This is a genomic window from Nonomuraea sp. JJY05 (assembly GCF_043496855.1).
Classification (GTDB): domain Bacteria; phylum Actinomycetota; class Actinomycetes; order Streptosporangiales; family Streptosporangiaceae; genus Nonomuraea.
Map to the genome: position 1 here is coordinate 113801 of NZ_JBIEIS010000011.1, position 19538 is coordinate 133338.

General features: G+C 71.7%; 19 protein-coding genes. 7 read left to right on the forward strand and 12 right to left on the reverse strand.

What is annotated here, in order from left to right; translation table 11 throughout:
• Positions 1–350: 350 nt before the first annotated feature.
• Both ACFKCF_RS19130 and ACFKCF_RS19135 read right to left on the reverse strand, forming a co-directional pair.
• A complete protein-coding gene (locus ACFKCF_RS19130) occupies positions 351–731 on the reverse strand; it encodes a transposase family protein (protein WP_394495263.1) in 381 nt (126 codons plus the stop codon).
• A complete protein-coding gene (locus ACFKCF_RS19135) occupies positions 646–1512 on the reverse strand; it encodes a CPBP family intramembrane glutamic endopeptidase (protein WP_394495265.1) in 867 nt (288 codons plus the stop codon). The genes ACFKCF_RS19130 and ACFKCF_RS19135 overlap by 86 nt, the downstream gene beginning before the upstream one ends.
• A 365-nt stretch (positions 1513–1877) precedes the next feature.
• On the opposite strand from ACFKCF_RS19135, the gene ACFKCF_RS19140 reads away from it, so the two are divergent.
• A complete protein-coding gene (locus ACFKCF_RS19140) occupies positions 1878–2423 on the forward strand; it encodes a transposase (protein ID WP_394495267.1) in 546 nt (181 codons plus the stop codon).
• Positions 2424–2559: 136 nt separating this feature from the next.
• Positions 2560–2952 (forward strand): transposase, encoded by a 393-nt coding sequence (locus ACFKCF_RS19145; protein WP_394495269.1) that lies wholly within the window; start codon positions 2560–2562, stop codon positions 2950–2952.
• 210 nt (positions 2953–3162) lie between these two features.
• On the opposite strand, the gene ACFKCF_RS19150 is transcribed toward ACFKCF_RS19145, so the two are convergent.
• Positions 3163–3588 (reverse strand): spore-associated protein A, encoded by a 426-nt coding sequence (locus tag ACFKCF_RS19150; RefSeq protein ID WP_394495271.1) that lies wholly within the window; start codon positions 3586–3588, stop codon positions 3163–3165.
• Between the two features lie 527 nt (positions 3589–4115).
• On the opposite strand from ACFKCF_RS19150, the gene ACFKCF_RS19155 reads away from it, so the two are divergent.
• Complete coding sequence (locus ACFKCF_RS19155; RefSeq protein WP_394495273.1) at positions 4116–4685, forward strand: dihydrofolate reductase family protein; 570 nt, start codon at positions 4116–4118, stop codon at positions 4683–4685.
• Positions 4686–5118: 433 nt separating this feature from the next.
• Positions 5119–5280: a hypothetical protein gene (locus tag ACFKCF_RS19160; protein ID WP_394495274.1), complete on the forward strand. Its 162-nt coding sequence runs from the start codon at positions 5119–5121 to the stop codon at positions 5278–5280.
• A gap of 121 nt (positions 5281–5401) precedes the next feature.
• Here the strand turns inward: ACFKCF_RS19160 and ACFKCF_RS19165 are convergent, their stop codons facing one another.
• The 8 genes from ACFKCF_RS19165 to ACFKCF_RS19200 all read right to left on the reverse strand — a co-directional run bounded on the left by ACFKCF_RS19165 (position 5402) and on the right by ACFKCF_RS19200 (position 13721).
• Complete coding sequence (locus ACFKCF_RS19165) at positions 5402–5641, reverse strand: hypothetical protein (protein WP_394495276.1); 240 nt, start codon at positions 5639–5641, stop codon at positions 5402–5404.
• Positions 5638–5922: a YrhB domain-containing protein gene (locus ACFKCF_RS19170; protein WP_394495278.1), complete on the reverse strand. Its 285-nt coding sequence runs from the start codon at positions 5920–5922 to the stop codon at positions 5638–5640. The genes ACFKCF_RS19165 and ACFKCF_RS19170 overlap by 4 nt, the downstream gene beginning before the upstream one ends.
• Before the next feature lie 19 nt (positions 5923–5941).
• Positions 5942–9871 carry a toxin glutamine deamidase domain-containing protein gene (locus ACFKCF_RS19175; protein ID WP_394495280.1) on the reverse strand — a complete coding sequence of 1310 codons (3930 nt, stop codon included), beginning with the start codon at positions 9869–9871 and terminating at the stop codon, positions 5942–5944.
• Positions 9868–10185 (reverse strand): hypothetical protein, encoded by a 318-nt coding sequence (locus ACFKCF_RS19180; RefSeq protein ID WP_394495282.1) that lies wholly within the window; start codon positions 10183–10185, stop codon positions 9868–9870. The genes ACFKCF_RS19175 and ACFKCF_RS19180 overlap by 4 nt, the downstream gene beginning before the upstream one ends.
• Before the next feature lie 3 nt (positions 10186–10188).
• Positions 10189–10575 carry a YbaB/EbfC family nucleoid-associated protein gene (locus ACFKCF_RS19185; protein ID WP_394495284.1) on the reverse strand — a complete coding sequence of 129 codons (387 nt, stop codon included), beginning with the start codon at positions 10573–10575 and terminating at the stop codon, positions 10189–10191.
• Positions 10576–10936: 361 nt separating this feature from the next.
• Positions 10937–11098, reverse strand: coding sequence for a hypothetical protein (locus tag ACFKCF_RS19190; RefSeq protein WP_394495285.1), 162 nt, complete (start codon positions 11096–11098; stop codon positions 10937–10939).
• A 459-nt stretch (positions 11099–11557) separates the two neighbouring features.
• Complete coding sequence (locus tag ACFKCF_RS19195) at positions 11558–12598, reverse strand: hypothetical protein (protein ID WP_394495287.1); 1041 nt, start codon at positions 12596–12598, stop codon at positions 11558–11560.
• A 22-nt stretch (positions 12599–12620) separates the two neighbouring features.
• Positions 12621–13721 carry a YeiH family protein gene (locus ACFKCF_RS19200; protein WP_394495289.1) on the reverse strand — a complete coding sequence of 367 codons (1101 nt, stop codon included), beginning with the start codon at positions 13719–13721 and terminating at the stop codon, positions 12621–12623.
• 70 nt (positions 13722–13791) lie between these two features.
• Between ACFKCF_RS19200 and ACFKCF_RS19205 the strand changes: the two genes are divergently transcribed.
• From ACFKCF_RS19205 to ACFKCF_RS19215, 3 genes are all read left to right on the forward strand, one after another.
• Positions 13792–14688 (forward strand): LysR family transcriptional regulator, encoded by an 897-nt coding sequence (locus ACFKCF_RS19205; RefSeq protein WP_394495290.1) that lies wholly within the window; start codon positions 13792–13794, stop codon positions 14686–14688.
• Between the two features lie 102 nt (positions 14689–14790).
• Entirely contained in the window at positions 14791–15258 is a 468-nt protein-coding gene (locus tag ACFKCF_RS19210; protein ID WP_394495292.1) for a hypothetical protein, read from the forward strand.
• 142 nt (positions 15259–15400) lie between these two features.
• Positions 15401–16513: a hypothetical protein gene (locus ACFKCF_RS19215; protein WP_394495299.1), complete on the forward strand. Its 1113-nt coding sequence runs from the start codon at positions 15401–15403 to the stop codon at positions 16511–16513.
• Positions 16514–16563: 50 nt separating this feature from the next.
• Here the strand turns inward: ACFKCF_RS19215 and ACFKCF_RS19220 are convergent, their stop codons facing one another.
• Positions 16564–19467 carry a DUF6493 family protein gene (locus tag ACFKCF_RS19220; RefSeq protein WP_394495301.1) on the reverse strand — a complete coding sequence of 968 codons (2904 nt, stop codon included), beginning with the start codon at positions 19465–19467 and terminating at the stop codon, positions 16564–16566.
• Between the last annotated feature and the right edge of the window lie 71 nt (positions 19468–19538).

Below are 19538 nucleotides of genomic sequence, written 5' to 3' on the forward strand. Positions count from 1 at the left end.
ACACCGCCGCGTGCCTCAGGTCATAGGGCCGCTGCGCCAGAGGTGGCCGTGGCCATGGGGGGCTCCATCGTCGTCGGTCGGTCAACGTGACAGGCGATAGTTATCAACGGGCACCGACGATCCGGAGGCGGGCGCGAGCCGGCGCCCGGAAACACGAACCGCGCATCCGCGAAGATCGCGGATGCGCGGTTACGGTGCGGTGCGCCGCCGAAGACTCGAACCACAGCCACAAAGAAGGCCGAGGGAAGGAGGAAGCCCGCGCCGAGGGCGACGTCTCCAGCCATCACAGCACATTCACGCGTTCTCCGACACCGCGTACGCCGCGCAGGAGCTGGTTGTAGGTGTGCTGGTCATCGGTGAGCCGACGACCTGGCGTCGTCTCCTCGACCAGGACCCGCACGACGTCGGCGGCTGCCTTCGTAGCCCAGGTCGGCCAGAGCCGGGAGCTTGCCGCGCACCTCGGCGAGCGCCGGGATGACGCGGTGGGGCCGGGCGCGGGTCAGATCGTGTTCGCGAGCGGGTCGTGCGTCGGAGACCCACAGCGGACGGCCGTCCGGTGCGGAGATGACGCGAATAGTGCCGCCGTGGTGTTCGTGCCTACTGCCGGGCGCCGCCTCTGACAACAAGCGAGCACGCGCCTGCGCCTCAATGCACGGCGGGCCGCACCCGGGCCAGCGCCAACCCCAGTACCCCGAAGGCGAGCAGCCCGACCGCCCCGAACACCCCGCCAAGCAGCGGATCGGGCAGCCGCCCCGCCGCTGAGACGACGAGGTACATGGTGGGCACGGCGGCGTTCAGCACGCCATGCCCGATCACCGCCGGCCAGACGCTGCCAGTACGGAGCCGCAGCCATCCGAGCACGGCCCCGACGACCGTGCAGAACGCGGTGAACGGCAGCACCGCCCAGGGACCGAGGCCGGGGTAGTTCCAGCCGAGCAGGGTAAGGGGCGCGTGCCACAGGCCCCAGATGAGGCCGGAGGCTAGGATGGCGCCGCCGTACCCGAGAGAAAGCAGGCGGGGCAGCAGGAAGCCGCGCCACCCCCACTCCTCGCCGAACGCCGTCACTGACGAGAACAGCGTCGTCACCACGATCCCGGTGAGGGTGCCGATGGCGGCGGTGGCATGCGTGCCCTGTGGAAAGGCCTGCCGGTAACCGGAAAGCCCGGCCAGATCGGTGGGGAAGACGCCGAGCAGCGCGCTGACCGCGATCACGGCCGCGATCAGCACGGGGATGCCGGCCCAGGTGGCGGCGACGTACCTGATGGTCCGGCGCGGGCTGTCCCCGAACGTCAGACCGGTCAGGCGCGCCCACTGCCGCGCGGCCGGAGCCCTGTGCAGCGCCGTCACCAGCCACACCGCGAGCACCCCGAGCGTGGGTGCCACCTGGAGTGCGGCCAGGGACAAGGGCAGTGGGGCGCTTTGGAGCCCCTGGTTCCACAGCGGGATCGCCGCCAGCCATGCCCCGCCGAAGGCGATGGCCAGGTAGATGATGAGATCGGCTTTGTTCCTCATACCCGCAACGGTGCGGGCCGCTGCCCGCTGGCGGCCAGTGAATAGTTCACGACCTGCGCGGGTCGCGCCCGGACGGCCGAGCGTTGCTCAAGCTCTCGCGGAAGTCGTGAATTTCTCACTGTTCCGCCGCGAACCTGTTCGAGAGTAATGGTGGTATGACAGCGACCCAGTCAACGGATCACTGGCGCCACGCGCGTTCGCGGACATGAAATTGGAAGGGAGCCTCCGCGAAATACCGCAGGACATCGCAGGCGTTTCGCCGCTGCACGACGACAAGGCCGTGGCCGCCGCTACAGAGGTTGAAAGGCTGAGGTAGTACGGCGTGGTTGCGTGCTCACGACGGGGTTCGGGAGTATGCCGGTGGGATGCGTTATCCGGATGGTGGTGGTTTGACCCCGGCGGCGCGAGCCAAGCGTGAACAGGTCCGCTTGGAGGCTGCCGGGCTGTTCGCCGCGGGCATGTCGCCACCTCAGGTGGCCAATAAGCTGCGGGTTTCCCGCAAGTCGGCCTATGTCTGGCACAAGGCCTGGCGCACGGCAAAGGCCGCAGCGCTGGAGTCGAAAGGGCCAGGTGGGCAGCGTTGCCGGCTCAGCGATGCGCAGGCGGAGCGGTTGGAGGCCGCCTTGGACGCCGGTCCTGCCGTCTGGGGGTGGACCGAGGATCAGCGCTGGACCTTAGTGCGCGTGACCACCCTGGTCGGCAGGTTGTTCCACATCTCCTACATCCCGCGCGGGGTCTCCTACCTGTTGCATCGGCTGGGCTGGAGCCCGCAGGCGCCTCAGCGTCGCGCCGCCGAGCGCGATGAAGAGGCGATCGCTATCTGGGTGAAGGACACGTGGCCGCTGGCGGAACAACGGCGCGGGATCAGGACGCGTGGCTCTGCTTCGCCGACGAAGCAGGGCAATCGCTGAGGCCGCCCAAGGGCCGCACCTGGTCCCGCCGCGGATACACCCCCATCGTCACCGTCTCGGGCAAGGGTTCCGGGCGCGTCAACCTGGCCGGGCTGATCTGCCTCAAGCCGGGGCAGCGCACTCGCCTATCTACCGCATGATGATCTACCGGCGGCGCAAGAACGAACGCAAAGGGTTCACCGAGACCGACTACGCCCGCCTGCTGGACGCCGCCCACCAGCAGCTCGGCGGGCCGATCGTGCTGGTCTGGGACAACGTCAACACTCACGTCGACGCCCTGATGCGCAGCTTGATCGACGCACGCCCCTGGCTGACGGCGTTCTACTTACCGACCTACGCGCCCGAACTCAACCCCGTGGAGGCCGTGTGGTCACACCTCAAACGCGGCCTGGGCAACCTGGCCCCCTGCACGCTCGACGACCTCGCCGCGGTCATCCGCAGCCGGCTCAAGCAGATGCAGTACCGCCCCGACCTCCTGGACGCCTTCCTGGCACACACCGGCCTGATCACGAACCCGAGATCGACGTAATACCCTGAACTTTCAGCCCCTGTACGCGACCTTCACCCTGGCAGACCTGTCCCGCGCAGCCGAACTCCCCGGGATAGAGAGGCCCATCGCGTACCAGCGCGGCGGGCCTCTCTTCATGCCCGGGAGTCAGGCATGGATGTGCTCAGCGACCTTCGCGGAGGTGCCCTCCACGCTCCCTCTGGAGGGCACCCCGGTCTGGTCACAAGAGGTTCAGCCGCAGTGCACGTTGTTGAGCTTGACGCTCGTCCATGCCGGTGAGATCCCCTCTACGTCAATACACTGGCCAGAGGCCGAGACGTACACCGGGCCAGCGTAGTACTTGTATTCTTTGGCGTCGGTGTCTTTCCCGCTGCCATCGCCTCTCGATATCGTGACGCCCTTCCAGCTCGTGGTGTTGGCGTAGGGGCCGTCGCCGTAGGTCAGGGCGCAGTTCTTGCCGGTGCTGGAGCTGTAGTACACCTCCAGAATGCCCGTGCGGTACCCGTACTTTTCGATGCCAATGCTGTAGACGCCGATCCTGGAGTAGCTGCTGCCGCAGGGTCCAGCCGCGCTGGCCGGAGCGGCGCCCGCCACCAGTGTGGTAGAGGCGGCCAGGGCGGCACCGGCCAGGAGGGTCGCCAGCTTGCGTGTGCGCACGAATATCCTTTCGACTGCCGTTGGTGTGATCATCGATATCACTGGCTCACGGCCGCGACCCACGAGTTGGGCTCAATGTGATGGTTCGCACATTGTTACCTCTGCGGTCCGTTTCGTGCGTGCCGAGATGTGCCCGGCGACCTTCGCCTGGAACGACTCCGGCCAGGCCCAGCCACCGCCACCGTGACGCCGAGCAGCTCCGCGACCCGCTCCCACGACCGGCCGTTCACCCGCGCTCGCGCGATCAGCTCCAACCCGTCCACCAGGAGCCGCCGCCGTCCGGGCAGCCGCCTCCTCCGCCTGGCTGCGCGATCACAAGCTGCCTCCAGCCGTGATCAGCCCGAGCGCATAATCGAAGCCGCTCAGCTGCTGGAGGCACGATTTCCCGATCATGCCTCCTGCCGGGTCGATACCTGTGGGCTCCGGCCGCGTCGCCTTGGCCGTGCCGGATCTGCTTGCCGCCGCATGTCGATAAGCAGCGGTCGGCTCCGACATACCTATGACCGCACAGACAAGAGAGGTAACTCATGAGCAAGATCATCTATTGGGTGCACGCGTCGGTGGACGGGTTCATCGACGGACCCGACGGGGAGTTCGACTGGCCGGTGATGGGCCCCGAGCTGTCCGCGTACTCCGAAAGTCTGGACAAGAGGGTCGACACGCTACTGTTCGGACGTCCGGTGTGGCAGATGATGGTGGGATTCTGGCCGAACGCCGAGTCGATGTCGGACGACGCGCACGTCGCCGCTTTCGCGCCGTTCTGGCGCGCCACGCCGAAGATCGTCTTCTCCCGTACGTACGGGGGTGACGAGTGGACCAGCCGCGTCATCACCGGCAACCTGGGCGAGGAGGTCGCCGCTCTCAAGGCGCGGCCGGGCGGCGGGGACCTGCTCCTCACCGGCGGCTCCGCGCTGGCGGCCGCGCTGACCGAGCTGGGGCTCATCGACGAGTACCACATCGCCGTGCACCCGGTGGTGCTCGGCGGCGGCCGGCAACTGTTCGCCGCGCCGGAGCAGCGCCACAAGCTGCGACTCGTCGACTCGCACGTCCTCGACGGCCAGGTCGTGGTGTCGCACTACCAGTTCCCCTCCAGATGAGCGATCACCAGCACGAACGCCGCCTTTGAAGTAACCGGGATGGCGATGGTCTGGCCGTCCGAGTTCTTGTCGGCCTTGGAGGCGCGGACGGTCACTCCAGGCCGTCTGCGACCTCGCGCACGTCGTCGCAGGTGAGGGCGACGAGTTCGCTGCGGCGACCCATCAGAGCCAGGTCGAGCACCAGCAGCCGGTCACGCCGTCCGGTCGGCGTGGTCAGGTCGGCGTGGTCAGGTCGGCGTGGTCAGGTCGGCGTGGTCAGGTCGGCGTGGTCAGGTCGGCGTGGTCAGGTCGCTGGCGCGGCGCGTCGATGATGCTGGGCGGTGCCTCCCGCCCGCCGTGGCCACCGGCCTCGGCTCGCTGACGCTTGCAGGTGCCTAGGGCCAGGCGGGCGGCCTCGGTGGAGGGCCGGCCAGCGTGTCCGGACAGACGGTGCATGACACGCACGGCGGCCAGGGCCTGCTCGATGCCGGCCGGAGCCTGCTCGGCGGCGCACAGGTGGGCGGTGTACTCGGCCGGCGTCTGCCCGGTGGAGGGCGAGGCCAGGCGGCCGCGCTCGGCGCACCAGGCGGTGAAGGTGGCCCGCTGGCGGGCGTAGGCGCGCCGGGTGCTGGCGGGTTCGGAGCACGTCTCTTCGACTCGACCTCACAGAAGACCCTCCCGTGGACACGGCTGGTATGTAGACCGCATCAACCACGAGCCCGGACAGCCCTCGCCTCTCACGTGCGGCGTAGCTCGAACGCCTGCACCGCCCCCTCGGCCGTCGGCCGCAGCGCGAACCGGACACCGCCGTCGCCGGGGTATTCGTACCGGTGGTCGAAGCCGCCCCCATAGATCTCCGCCGGGACGCCTTCGGAGAAGGCCTCGCAGTAGGGGACGTACCGGCCGGCCGCCTGCGGATCAACCCGTTGCCGGAGCCTGGCGCACGCGTCGCAGATCGCGGGCCGCCGCCGCGTCACAGCCCCGCCTCGTAGGCCTCGGCCGCCGCCTCGCCGGTGTACATGGAGTCGTACTCGACGAGCCCGCCGTCGGCCCGCCGCACCAGGACCGGTCCCAGCCCGGCGTACGTGGTGCCGGGATCGCCCGTCTCGACGAACTCCGCCGTGGTGATCGTGAAGAACCACCCGTACGGCCGCTCCACCGTCACCGCGTCGTGCACGACCAGCCCCTCCCCCACGGCGCTCAGTTCCTCCGCGATGTACGCGCGCACGACCTGCTCGGCCTCCTCCTTGCCGATCATGATGGTGATCCGTCCTTTCTCAGCGGGTCTGGAAGAAGTCGTACTCGCGATACTTGCCCTCCATGGGGTGCCGGTCGATGTACACCCGCTGGTGCTGGCCGTCCGCGTAGTAAATGTGGCCGTTGACGTTGAGGACGTTGCACACGTGCCCGATGCCGGAGCCGCTGTAGCCGATCACCACGCCGCGTGATCCCGGCCCCTCGTTCTGCAGAATCTTCTCCACCTTCTTGAGGTTGCTGAGCCGCAGGTGCTTCTCGATCGCCCGCCTGCCCATCGTGGTGCGGATGACCGGGACCGGCGCGGCATTCAGTGGCCCGGCCACGGCCGGCTTGCCGCGCAGGATGTCATCGATGGCCAGGCTGGTCTCCGGGCAGTTCCTGTTGTGCCCGGTCGGGTTGACCTTGTTGATGATCGCGAGCAGGTCCCCGAACCTGATCTCCCTGGAGCCGAGGTCGTCGATGAACTTCCGTAACTCCCCGTACGCCTTCCGCATGGCCTCCTTGTGCTCCTCGCTGAGCGGCTGGGCGGCCTTGTCGTAATCCTCCACCCGTTGCGGGCGCAGTCCGGCGAGGGGCACCTTGGCCCGGCGCTCGACATTGACCTTCCCGAAGTCGTCGTGGTCGGAGATCGGCGGCTCGTACCCCTTAGTCCCACTCTGACCGGCGGCACCGGTGCCCTTCAGGTCGTCCGGCTCCAGGTCGAAGTCATAGAGCAGGATCTCGCTGATGAAGCCGATGCCGGTGCTGGTGTCCTCCCTCTCGCGGAAGGCCATCCAATCGTCCATCTCCGCCGCGCCCTTGAACTTGTACCAAGGCGTCCGGTCGGCGTCGGCCAGGCCGTGACGGCGGACGAACGCCTGCGCGTCGTCGATGGCGTCCTGGAACGCGTCCGCGTCCCGGTTGCGGTCGGCGGCCGTGTACTGGTGGGCGAGATGGTCGGCCTCCCGCATGACGTCCTTCCAGTGGCGCCGGTCGGCCTGGGAGTCGTACAGGTTCTCGGCCTGGTAGGCGGCCTCCTGCGGCTGGCCGCTCTGGCCGCTCTGGCCCAGGGGCCGGGATGTCTGTGCCCTTGACTGCTGCTCGCCGGTCGGGCCGGCCAGGCCGTTCTGGCGGGCGGCCCAGACGATGCCGTCGCGCACATACGGGGAACGCGCCTGGAACGTGTCCAGCAGCCACTGGGTCCCGTCGCGGCCCCAGGTGCTGGCTATGCGCTGGAGGATCTTGCCTGCCTGGCGTTCGGCGTCCTCGTCCCGATAGCGGGATTCGCTCATCCGCCCGTCCATGGCCCGCAGCGCCCACAGGTCCGGATCCGCTTCCGGGTCGTCGGCGGGACCGCGCCTGCGGGCATAGACCTCTTCGCGGGAGCGCGTTGTCAGCGCGGTGTCCTGTGTCCGGTGTGCCTGCGTGGTGAGCAGCCGATCGATCAGCTCACCGACCGCCCTGGCCAGGGGACGCGGGGTCGCCGAGGCCCTGTACTCGGTGAACGCCTCCGCGATCAGGTCGCGGGGGGTGGTGGCGCCATACGTGGACAGGCGGGACTCGACGGCGGTCACGGTCTCTTGGTCGTGCACGCCTGTGACGTCGTACGGGCGGCCCAGCGCGGCCGAGACGGTGGCGTTCAGGGCGGTGCGAGCGTCGGGGTCGCCGATGATGCGGTCGGCGATGTGCTCGCCCACCTCGTGATACAGCACACCGCGCACCGACCCGCCGCCCGGCACCGTCCACCCGGTCGCCTCCTCCACCCGCCCGGCCTCCACCTGGTCGGCCATGGCGACGGGGTTCAGGTGGATGCCCCGCTCACCACCGTCCATGACCGCGTAGGCCACCAGGTCCGGCTGGGTGACAAAGTTCCCGTGCGGGTCCGTGGTGCTGACGGTGCCGAGGGCGCGCGTCAGGTCCGGGTAGTCATGGGCGAGCTCACGCAACGCCTGATCAATGTCACTCGCCACCTCCGGCCCGATCCCCTCAAGCCTCGGCACGGCCGGCGTGCCCGGCCCACTGAGCGCCCGAGCCAACGCCTCTTTGGACGGCACCAACTCCCCGCCCTCGACATCCGCCCCAGGCCCTGTCACGTTCGGGGCGTCAGAAGCCGTCGACACAGAGGCGGCAGCGGCCGGGGCGGTCGGGGCGGCCCCCGCCGTGGCCGCGGTGGCGGGCCCACTCGACGCGGCAGCCGGGCCGTCAGGAGTTGTCGGCATATGGCCGGCTGCGGCCGGGGCGGCCGGGGCGGCCCCCGCCGCGGCCGGGGTAGCGGGCCCACCCGTCCCGGCGGCCGGGGTGCCGGCAGCCGCGCCGATCGGGCCGGTCTGCGCCGGCGAGCCACCTGGCGCACCGCCGGCCGCCGACTGGCCGCTCGATCCCGCCCCTTGCGGTGCCGCACCCGCCTGCCCCATCCCGCCAGGCGCGGTGCCCGGTGCTGATCCTTGTGGTGTCGCGCCTGCCTGGGTGGTGCCGCTGGAGATGGCGCTTGGTGGTGTTCCGGTCGGTGCGCTTCCGGCCTGCGCCGACGCGGTGGGGGCGCCGGCCGGTGTTGGGGTGGGGGCGCCGGCCGGTGTTGGGGTGGGGGCGCCGCGCTGAGGGGTGCCTGTCGAACCGGTCCCGTGTGCGTCACCGACCGGGGTGGGTGGGGTGCTTGCCATCGGGGTGACCCCGCCGGCCCCGTGGGTGGCGGTGTTCTGAGTGCTCCCGCCCTGGCCTGAGCCTGTGGTGGGTGCCGAGGGCGAGGGGGTGGGGTCTTGGGCGACGGCGGTGGATTCCGCGCGAGCGAGGGCCGTTGACGGGTTGGCGAGGGCGGAGAGGACGTCGGTGCTGAGCGGGCTGATGGTGCCCACTCGGCCGGCGCCCGCCGCCATACTGCCCACCAGCCCCTCCATCGTGGGGAGTTGCCAGGTGCCGTACACGACGCCGTTGGAGATCATCCCGGCCGGGGCCGAGACGAGCGCGTTGGTGGCGGCCGCGCTCGCGGCCTTGGTGGGGTACCGCATGAGGACGTTCGCCAGCCCACCGGCGTCCCCGGCCGCGGCGTCGAGGTGGCGCAGGCCGGGGACTCCGGAGACGTACTTGGAGACCGCGGGCGCGATCCGGGACGCCAGCAGGGCGCCGGTCGCGTCGCCGAGGACGTTCGCGGCCGTCATGCGGGTGTCCCAGCTCTTACGCGTCCCGAGCTCCATCTGCCGCTGCTGCGCGAGCCCGTCCATGAGCAGGCCCTCGCCCACCTCCTCCGGCAGTTCGCGCAGCATATGGCTGGTGGCCGCCCTGGCCAGCAGCCCCTGGCCGAGTCGCCGCCCGCCGAACTGGGCCGTCTGGACGGCGGCGAGCTTCGGCGCGACGGCCGTGAGCCCGCGCCCGGCCCCCGCCGCCCGTTCCAGGGAGCCGAACACCTGGTTGAGGAAGGTACGCAGCCGCTGCGCGTACGCGGCGAGCAGCGGTGTGGTCGCGCCCGCGGTGAGGAAGCTCGCCATGATCCCGACGGCGGCCGCGCTGACCGTGATCCAGTAGCCGACGTTGATGGACAGCTTGCCGTACTGCGTGGCGCGCGCGAAGGAGTCCTGCTGCAGCGCATACGCCCGAGCGGCCCGCGCCATCCCCGCCAGCCCCGACTCCCCCGACGCGAGCTCGTCGGTGTGCTCGCGGAAGGCGTCGGCCGACGCGCCCGACCACCCGTCCAGCATCGTGACCCGCGAGCTCACGTCCTGCCCGGCCAGCGCCGCCCGCGACAGGTCGTCAAAGGCCACCGCCAGCTCCGCCAGGCCCTTCTCGCTGCCCTCCGGCCACATCTGCCCGGCCGCCACCAGCGAGATCAGGACGTCCACCCACTCGGGTGCGCCCTCCCCCCAGGCCGGGGTGACATCGGTCGCGTAGCCGCCGCTGCCGATCGTGTCGTCGCCACCGCCCGGCGGGCTGGTGACCGGTGTGCTGCGGTTGTGCTCCGCCCCCGCGTGGACGCTCACACCCGATCGCCCCTCGGCGCGGAGGCGGCCTCGCTCGTGGTCTCCACGGTCTGCCGTACGCCCTCGCCGGTGGCCTCGTGGTTCCTCACGAGCTGCCCGGCCCAGGCGATGAGCGTGTCGGGCCCTCCTTCGGCCGAGTACGCCCGGTAGAACTCCTGCCCGGCCGAGTCGCCACCCCAGGGGGCGGCGGCGTTCAGCCGTTCGATGCGGGCGGTGGCGTCGCGCAGAGCGTCACCGAGTCCGGCGGTGTGGCCTTGCCAGTTCTTGAGCCCGGCCTCGACCTGAGACCGCTCCATGCGTACGTGCTCGGCCATCCGCTACCCGATCTCGCGCAGCCGGTCGTCCAGGTGCCCCAGCACGCTGTCGAGGTCGCCGTCCAGATGGGCTCGCATCTGCTCCGGCGGGACGAGGGGCGCGAACATCCGCACGATCTCGTCCTGGGCCATCGCCGCGGCCTGCTGCACGGTGGCGGTGATGAGGCCGGCCAGCCTGCCGCTGTCCCGCATGCGGGAGACCCGGGGGTCGAGCTCGAGCCGGATCAGGTCACCGCGGGCGCCCACGATGGCGGTGACGAGGCCGTCGGGCGAGCTGTGGGTGACCTGCAGGGCTCGGGCGCGTTGGTGCAGTTCCAGGGATTGATCCTGCAGTCGCAAGAAATTGTCACGCAATTGGTTCGCGTATTCATGCAACTGGTCAGCGTTCATTTCTCGCACCGTAACGGGGGAAGGTCGACTCTTCGCCCCATTTCAGAATTCGTCGAAGTGACCCGGCTCGCACGGTGTCGTGCGACACGGCGCGGACTGCGGTAGAGATCGCACCAGCAACCACGCCACACACCACCAGGAGCACCACGTGGCCCGCCGACGAACCGACCCACGCCAGGTCACCTTCCAACCCCTGGCGAAGAATCCCGCTCGTCGGCGCAACCGCGAACACGACGCGTACCCGCCCGCACCAAGCCGTCAAATGGACCGACCTCGTCAACACCGGCACCCGCCTTGACGAAGACACCATCGACCGCGCCGGCCTGGGCCTCCAAGGCGTCTGGGAAGAAGCGATCACCTACTACTGCGACCGTCTCGGCATCCCCGCCGAATCGCCGGCTGCCACCAGGAAGGACTGGGCGGGCATCTCCTCCAGGGTTCGCAGGCACTCCTTCTGCGAGCCGGCTCGGCGCATGCCCCGCGGGACCGCGGCGGCGATGAGCGCCCTCGACGGCCCGGTCACGAGGTCAGATAGAACCGACGCGCCGCCGATTCGCTGCCGGGCGAGAGGCGGCATTCCTGAGCGGGTGGCTGAGCTGCCCGTGCCTGCTGGACGTCCAGCACACGGGTGCGCGGATGGGTGCGCTCTCGCTGGCTCGGCGCAACGTGCTGTGCCGAGCCGGGACTGTCCTGGGCGGCCCGCAGTAGCCGCCGTCATCACCGCGCTGCGCTCGTGTGAGAGGCAGGCGCGGGCGGCGGGATCATTCCGCGTGTATTCCGCAACCAGCGCACACAGGGGCCACCAACGGCACACGGTGGCACAGGCCAAGCGTGGACGAATTGCCGTTGCCGCAGGTCAGACGACAGTACTCTCTGGTAGGAAGCGACCCCAGCAGGATTCGAACCCGCAGCGGAACACCGCTACGAGTGGTATCCGTGACCGGCGGGCCAGGGGCCGAGCCTCCCTGGCCCCTGGCGTCGGCTATCTGAAAGCGAAGACGGCGGAGGTGGAGTCGCTCTCGCTCTGCCGCACGCTGCCCGCGGCCCAGACCTCCGTGGTGCCGGGGACGAGCGCCAGGTCCCACAGCCTGACCACTTTGCCGGCGACCTGAGGGGCGCTCACCGACCACTGCCCCGCGGCCGAGCGGGACAGTACGCGGGAGCTGGTGTCATCGGGCGGGTACGCGATCACCCGGATGCCGCCCTGGCCGTCCGCGACCGCGTCACCGAGGCGCCACCCGGGTGCCGCCGAGGCAGGCAGGGGGACCTCGACCGGCGACCAGGCGCTGCCGTCGAAATGGGCGGCGAACACCCGCTCGCCGGTGTCACCGAAGACCCAGACATCGTTCTCGGCCACCGCGAGCACGCCGCTCAGGCTGGCGGTCCCCTTGTCGCGGCCTGCGGGGAAGGCGGCCTTCTTCCAGGCCTTGCCGTCGAAGTGGGTGACCTGACAACAACTGATCGCCCAGACGTCCTTCTGCGACACGACGCTGGTCCGGCCGACGTCCCTCGGCGCTCGCCGGTGCCAGGTGCGGCCGTTCCAGAACCAGGACGCCGCATGGGAGTCCGAGCCGAAGGCCCAGACGTGGTGGCGGCCGAGCACCAGGCCGTGGCCGAGGTTGGGGTTGGGTCCCATGGCGGATCTGCCCGCGTCCGTCCAGCGACGGCCGTCGTAGCGGAGGGCGGCGGACTCGCCGGTGTCGCTCGTGGTGAAGGCCCACACGTTGTCCGGTGCGGACGCGCCCGCCGAGCCGATGGCGCCGTAGCGGCGTCCGGGCAGTTCGGCGGCCCGCCAGGCTCGGCCGTTCCAGTGCTGAGCCACCGGACGGGCGGTGCCCGCGCATTCGTCGTCGATGGGCTCGCTCTGGCCGAACGCCCAGACGTCGCTCCGGCTCAGCGGAACGACGGCCGACATCGAGTCGCAGCCGCCGAAATTGTGCATCCGGATCAGTTCCCAGCCCGGCTGACTCACCGGGGGCGGGGCCGCGACCAGACCGACCGTCAATAACATTCGTGTCAGCACGGCACCCATCATGGCGACCGCGTCACCCGAGCAGCCACACCCCCGCCAGCGAGATCGTTGAGATGAGGCCGGTGGCGATGCCGCCGAGCAGCATGACCCGTCCGCCCTTGAGCAGCTTCCGCAGGTCGATCCCCGTGCCGAGGGCGAACAGGGCGGCCGCCATCAGCGCGTTCGTGAGCGCCGGCACATTGCCGGTCACCACCGGGGGCAGCAGCCCCGTGCTCCGTACCGCCACCATCGCCAGGAACCCGGCCACGAACAACGGCACGATCGGCGGCCTCTTCCCCTGAGCGGTGGCAGGCGATGCCACCGGGCGGGTGAGGGTGGTGCCGCGCCCGCTGGGCGAAGGTGACGCCATCCGGGCGGGCCCGGCCGCCGCCGTCCGGGCAGGACCGGTCGCAGCTGTCCGGGCGGGGGCGGTGCGTGGGCGGCGCAGGGACGTGGTGATGGCGACGATGGGGGCGAGCAGCACGACCCTGGCGAGCTTGACCGTCACCGCCGTCGCGAGCACGCCCGAGGCGGCGCCGATCGCCGCCACCTGGGCGACCTCGTGCACCGCCGCTCCCGCCCACATCCCGAGCTGCTCGTACGACAGCCCCAGCCAGGACGCCAGCAGCGGCAGCACCACGATGGCCGCGCTGCCGTAGAGCACCACCACGCTCAGCGCCCCCGCGGCGTCCTCGTCCGAGCTGTCGGCGCTGTCGTGCATGGCCGCGATCGCCGCCGCCCCGCAGATCGACACGCCGGTGGCGACCAGCAGCGACGTACCGGGGGAAAGGCCGAGGCGGCGGCCGGCCGGCTGCGTAAGCACGAACGTGAGCCCCGTGGCGGCGGCGACGACCGCGAGCGCCTGCCACCCGAGCGCGAGCACCTGCGGCACCGCGATCTGCAGCCCGAGCAGCACGATCGCCACGCGCAACACCCGCCTGGAGACGAACAGCAGCCCGGGCCGAAGCGCCGCCCGGATCGCCCCGGCACTGGCGAGCGCCGCCCCCAGGGTCACCGCGGCGGTGGCGGGGCTGAGCCCCGGCACGAACCGGTTGACGACCAGGGCGGCCGCCGTCGCCAGCGCGCACGCCGCGATGCCCGGCAGGCAGGACGTCTTGGAGGGGGCGAGAAGCATGATCCCAGTCTTCGGGGCCTTCGGCAGGGCCGGTAGCCGCGCGTTGCCTGGGAGGTCATAGCCTGTGGCTATGACTGCGCTGCCCGATCTCGACTCCCTCAAGCTCCTGGTGGACGTGGGCGAGCTCGGCAGCCTCGGGCAGGCGGCCAAACTGGCGGGCATCGCGCAGCCGTCGGCGAGCAAGCGCATCGCCCAGCTGGAACGGCGGCTCGGCCTGCCGCTGCTGGAGCGGACGCCGCGCGGCTCCACGCTCACCGCCGAGGGCAAGATGGTGGCGGGCTGGGCCGCGCAGGTGCTCGCGGCGGCGCAGGAGCTCATGCGGGCCGCCGAAGCCGTCCGGCACGGCGAGGCGGCGCACCTGCGGGTGGCCTCCAGCATGACGGTGGCCGAGTACCTGGTGCCGCGCTGGCTCGGGGAGTTCCAGAGCCGCGAGCCCGGGGTCCAGATCGGCCTGGACGTGCTGAACTCCGCCGACGTGGCGGCGCTGGTGCTGTCGGGCGCAGGGGGCGTGGAGCTGGGGTTCGTGGAGGGGCCCAACGTGCCGGACGGGCTGGCCAGCCGGGTGGTGGGCACCGACAGGCTGGTCGTGGTGGTGGCGCCGGGCCACCCGTGGGCGCGCCGCCGCACGGTGCTCAGGGGTGCCGAGCTGGCCGCTACCCCGCTGGTCGTACGTGAGCGCGGCTCGGGCACCCGCGAGACCCTGGACGTCGCCTTCGCCGGGCTGCACCAGGCCAGCCCGCGCCTGGAGCTCGGGTCGAACTCGGCCGTCAAGGGCGCCGCCCAGGCGGGCGCGGCCCCGGCGGTGCTCAGCGGGTACGCGGTGGAGGCCGAGCTGGCCACCGGCCGCCTCGTCGAGGTGCCGCTGGCGGGCCTCAACCTGGTCAGGAATTTGCGCGCGGTCTGGCGCCGCGGCCGCTCCCTCACGGGCCCCGCCGCCACCCTCCTGACCATCGCCAGCCGTCCCTGATTCAGGCTCGGCCGCGACCCTCCTGCCCCTCGCCGGCCGTCCCTGATTCAGGCTCAGCCGGGGCTGCGCGTTCGCCGTGCAAACAAGGGAGAATCTTCAGCGATGAACATTACTCCCGCCCAGTTGCGCGACCTGGCCGGCCGCGCCGACGCACTCGAGGCCGAGGCCCGCGCCCTGTACGCCGGCCTGCCCGCCGATTCGCCCGAACGCGCCCATCTCCAGGCGGCGCACCATGCCGCCGAATGGCTGAAGAGAGCAGGCGAGGACCTGCTGCGCGCGGCCGGGGACCTGGCCCAGTATCGGGCCCTGGCCGAGTCGACGTGCGGCTTCCCGTGGGGCGTCTGCCCCGAGCACGGCAACACGCTCTCCTCCATGGCCAACCTGTCCACCTGCCGGGTGTGCCGCCGTACCTGGGACTACGACCGGCGCGGCCAGAAGTGCGGCGAGCCGGTGACGTGGAAGGTGACCGACCGGGTGGGGACGGAGTCGCTGATGTGCGACGGGCATGTCCTCGGCGCTCGCGCGGCCATGCAAGGCGCCACCTTCATGCGCGTCGACGAAGGGATGTAGCCAAGCGCTCCCCAGGAAATTACTGCTGATCTCGCCACAAAAGCGCTGATCAGCGACCTGCAACAGCCGCAAACAGCCCCCAGATCAGCGGTGCATCCTGCATCCTGGGCATGCATTCGCGTTTCCCCTTCAAGGAGCTGCCGTGACCCGGTATGCCGTGGACCACGCCCGCAACGCGCTCGTCGCCCACTGGAGCACCGGCATAGGGGATGTCGCGGTCACCGTGGCCGCTCTTCCCCCGGCCCTCCTCTCGGACGCCCTGCGCCTGGCCGCCCGCCTGACCGAGCTGTCGCAGGCCTGCTGGCGCTGCTACACCCACCCGGCCAGCATCTCCGACCAGCACGGACCGGGCAGTCTCGGCTGGCACCGGCAGCGCGAACGCGACGCCTTCACCGCCGTCGTCCCGATCCTGACCGCCTCCGCGGACACCCCCCTCTCCGCCAAGGTCGGGGAGATCGCACAGCGCACCGGCCGCGCCCTGATCGCCCTCGACAGCCCGGAGCTCACCGCGCAGGTCGTCGCCGACGTCGCGGCCGAGCTGTCGGCCGTCGAGCAGGCCGAGCGCGACGACCTGTCCGGACGCGCCCAGCAGGCCGTCACCCTCAGCCGCGAGGACGCCTCGCCCCTCCAGGTCGCCCAGGCGGACGCCTTCCTCAACCGCCAGCCCTTCGGCTCCGAGGAGCTGATCACCCAGATCGACCCCGCCGCGGCCGCCATCGCCGCCGCCCACTGGCTGCACGCGGCGGCCGCCACGACCGGCCGCCACGTCCGGCAGCATCCGGCGCAGGTCGTGGCCGAGGGCGACCACCTCAGGCCCCTCGCCGTCGAGAGCCTCGTCGAGATCGTGAGCGCCATCAGCTTCGGCGCCACACCGCGCCAGACGGTCATGCCGCTCATCCGCCATACCCTGCACGTCGCCGAGGGCCACCTCTGCGGCGTGACCGACGCCAAACGGCGCATCGCCGCCGCCGAACGCCTCGTGGCCAGGACCCGCATCGACCACCCCCACGCCGGGCGCGACTCCGTCTGCCTGCCCATCACCTCTCTCGACCCCGCCCGCCCGGCCCTCGACCTGCTCGACAAACTCATGGCCGGCATCCACGGCTGCTGGCTGCAGTACGCCGGCCACGCGCGCACGCGGCACGCCGTCGCCTGGTACGACCCGGACGGCGACCGGCGGCAGGAGCGCCACGTCGAGCTGTTCCTGACCGAAGTCCGGCAGGAAGCGGCCACCCGCCGCCGACATCTGCTCTGAGGCATGGCCGCGCCGCTCACCCCGCTGCCGGCCCATCGAGTCGTGAGGCCTCACGCCCGGCCGAGGTGCTCGTCCAACCGGCGGGCCGCGCGGATGAGCCCGCTCGACCCGTCACGCGCGGCGATCCCGGCGACCTCAGGAATCGTGCCGCGCGCCCCGGCCCAGCCGGCCACTTCGGCGGCGAACTCCAGCGCCCGGGTGTGGGCGGCGTTGGCCCGCTCCCCCGGCCGCGGCAGGAAGACCTGCAGCAGGCCGCTCATGATCTGCCAGACCTCCCGGTGCGCGCCCCGCCGCGCGCACTCCTCGAGCGCCCGCAGCACCGGGCTGAGCTTGACGTCGAGCAGGCGCAGGCACTGCCCCAGCTGCCGTCCGCACTCCGCGGCGGGCAGGGCCTTCGTGGCGACCGCCCGCAGCAGCAGCTCCCGGCAGTGCTCCGCGTACCAGCCGCGCTCGCCCAGCAGTATCCCTAGAAGCAGCGCCATACCTTCGCCCGCGGGCCCGTCCTGGTGGCAGAGCCTGACCACGTGCTGGTGCAGGCGGCCTGGCCCCTCCCAGCCGCTGTACAGGTGCGGGATGAGGTGCGTGGCCACGACCTCGCGGTCCGAAGGCAGCACGAGCCACCACGACGACTCGTAGCAGCTGCCGTGGGCAGGCTGGTGGCGGGGCGGGTCGCAGAACAGCGCGTCCACGAAAGCGATCCCCGTCGGCTCCTGCCGGATGCGCGCGCGTGGCCGGCCCCCGGGCGCGGCGGGCCATTCGACGCTCGTCACGGGTTCCGGTCGTGCCTTGAGCCAGCGCACCAGCGTGGCTCCCGCCTCGGAGGTCAGCCGGCCGGCGCGGGCCACCACGCCGGAGTCCGCCTCGCGCGGCAGTCTCAGCAGCGCCTGCCCCAGGTCGGCGGGCAGGGGCCGGACGCCGTCCCGCTCATAGCCTTCCAGCCTGGCGACGAGCTCGGCGGGGTCAAGGTGACCGGAGGTGAGGGTGGGCGTGGCCAGCAGGTACGGCGGCAGCGTCCCCTCCTTCAGCGCAGCGTGGATCTCGGCGCAGCGCTGCAGCATGGCCCAGTGGGGCGGTGAGACCAGCGCCGGGCTGGGCAGCCGTCCTGCGGGGGCGATCGGCGGCTTCTCCTCCTGCCTCTTCCGCACCGCAGCGAGAAAGACCCGCTCCCCTTCCTGCGGCTCCCGCGCGTCGAGCCGTTCCGCGCCGAGGACCAGGCCCAGCTCGGCCAGGTTCGCCGCGATACCACGGCGCACGCCGGGGGTCAGGACCCCGGGGCGCTCCCGGCCCTCGGGTTCACGAGGATTCGGCGGCACCTGGCCGAGGCCCAGGACACGGGGGCGCTTGCGGCCCTCGGGTCCTCGAGGATTCGGCGGCTCCAGGCCGGGGCCGGCGGCCTCGCGCAGCAGCGCCTCCGTCCACTGCTGGAGATCCGTCCAATCACCCGCCCCGTAGAGATCCGTCGTCCGCGCCGGAGGCCGCCGGGCGCCGGGGTGGCGGACGAAGCCGTCGAGCCAGCGTTCGAAGGCGAACTCGTGGTGCAACTCGCGGAAGGTGCCGGCCAGGTGCTCCATCGCCGGGCGGACCGGACGACGGCCGGGCGACTCGAACGCCGGCAGCGTGCCCGGCTCGAAGGCGTCGGCCGGCGCCGCGTCGGGCTCAACCTGGCCGTAGGCGGGGGTCAGGCGGGCCGCCAGCTCCGCGGGCAGGACGGCCGCCGCCTGGCGCACCGTCTCCGCGCCCACGGGCGAGAACCGCCGCGCGTGCTTGCCCGCCCAGCGCACCGCGCGCTCCCTGACCTCGTATGACTCACACAGGAACGCCGAGGCCAGCGCGGGCGCCAGGTGGTCGAGGTCGTCGCCGGCGTCGCGGGCGGCCTGGTCGAGCAGAGTCAGGCCGGCGCGCACGAGCTTGCTCTCGGACCGGAACAGCAACGCCGCCACCGCCTCGTTGACCTCCTCACCGCTCAACGCGACACCGGGGCCGCGCAGCATCCGCAGGGCCAGCTCGGCCACCGGACCAGGGGCGGCGGGCAGCAGCCGCAGGTAGTCAGCGACGCGTTCCCGGCTGGGAGCCGGGTCGAGCAGGTCGTGCAGGCGTACGAAGAAGCGCAGGTCGGTGGCGCTGCCGCCACGCAGGAACCGGCGGGCGCACCCCTCTACAAGCACCTCGCGCTCCACCGGCGCCGCCGCGGTGAGGGCGCGCAGCCAGGACCAGCCGGAAGGGGCGTCGATCCGGTCGTCGCGCAGCACCCGGCCCACGCCTTCGGCCTCGAACAGCCGCGGGACCAGGTGCCGGGCCAGCGGATCACGGGCAAGATCGGGCTCCATGGACGCCCAGGCGACGACGAGCGGTTCATGGCCGGGCGGCTCGGCACCGGTGCGGCGCAGCAGCTCCAGCGCCAGCTCGACGGTGCCGTTCTCGAGCTGGCGCCGCGTGGCGCGCAGGCGCCCGGCCAGGTGTACGGCGAGATCGGCCTGCCACTGCGCCGGCCGCGCGGCGATGACCCTCAGCAGCGGCTCGAGCGGCATTTTCCCGCCCCACTCGGAGAAGTCCCGCCGCAGGAGCCAGTCGGCGACCGCGGCCGCCCCGCCCAGCGTGCCCGCGCCCGCGACGCGGAGGGGCCCGATCCAGTTGTCCCGCGTCCCCCAGTCGACGTCACGCCGGTGGCGGTAGTGCTCCCTCTCCCACCACCACCCCCGCGCGACCTCCTCGGCCACGCCCTCGTCCATCCGCTCCCGGACGTACTCCCCCATGGCCTGCTGCTCCTCGGCCTCCGCCTGCTGCACCGCCGCGTGAAAACGCTCGTGAGCGGCCTGCCGCGCCTCGCTGATGTACGGGCGCAACCGGCGGGCCACCTCGCGGCGCGCCTCCGCACCGAGCCGCAACACCTCGTCGGCCACCAGAGACGCGTCAGCGCTGCCGACCGCCCGCTGGACGTCGTCCCACCCGCTCACGCTCGTGCCTCCCCGTCGTCGAGGCGGTGCGCGGAAATCTTCCCGGGGGGTGGGCAGGCGCGGCTGTGCGC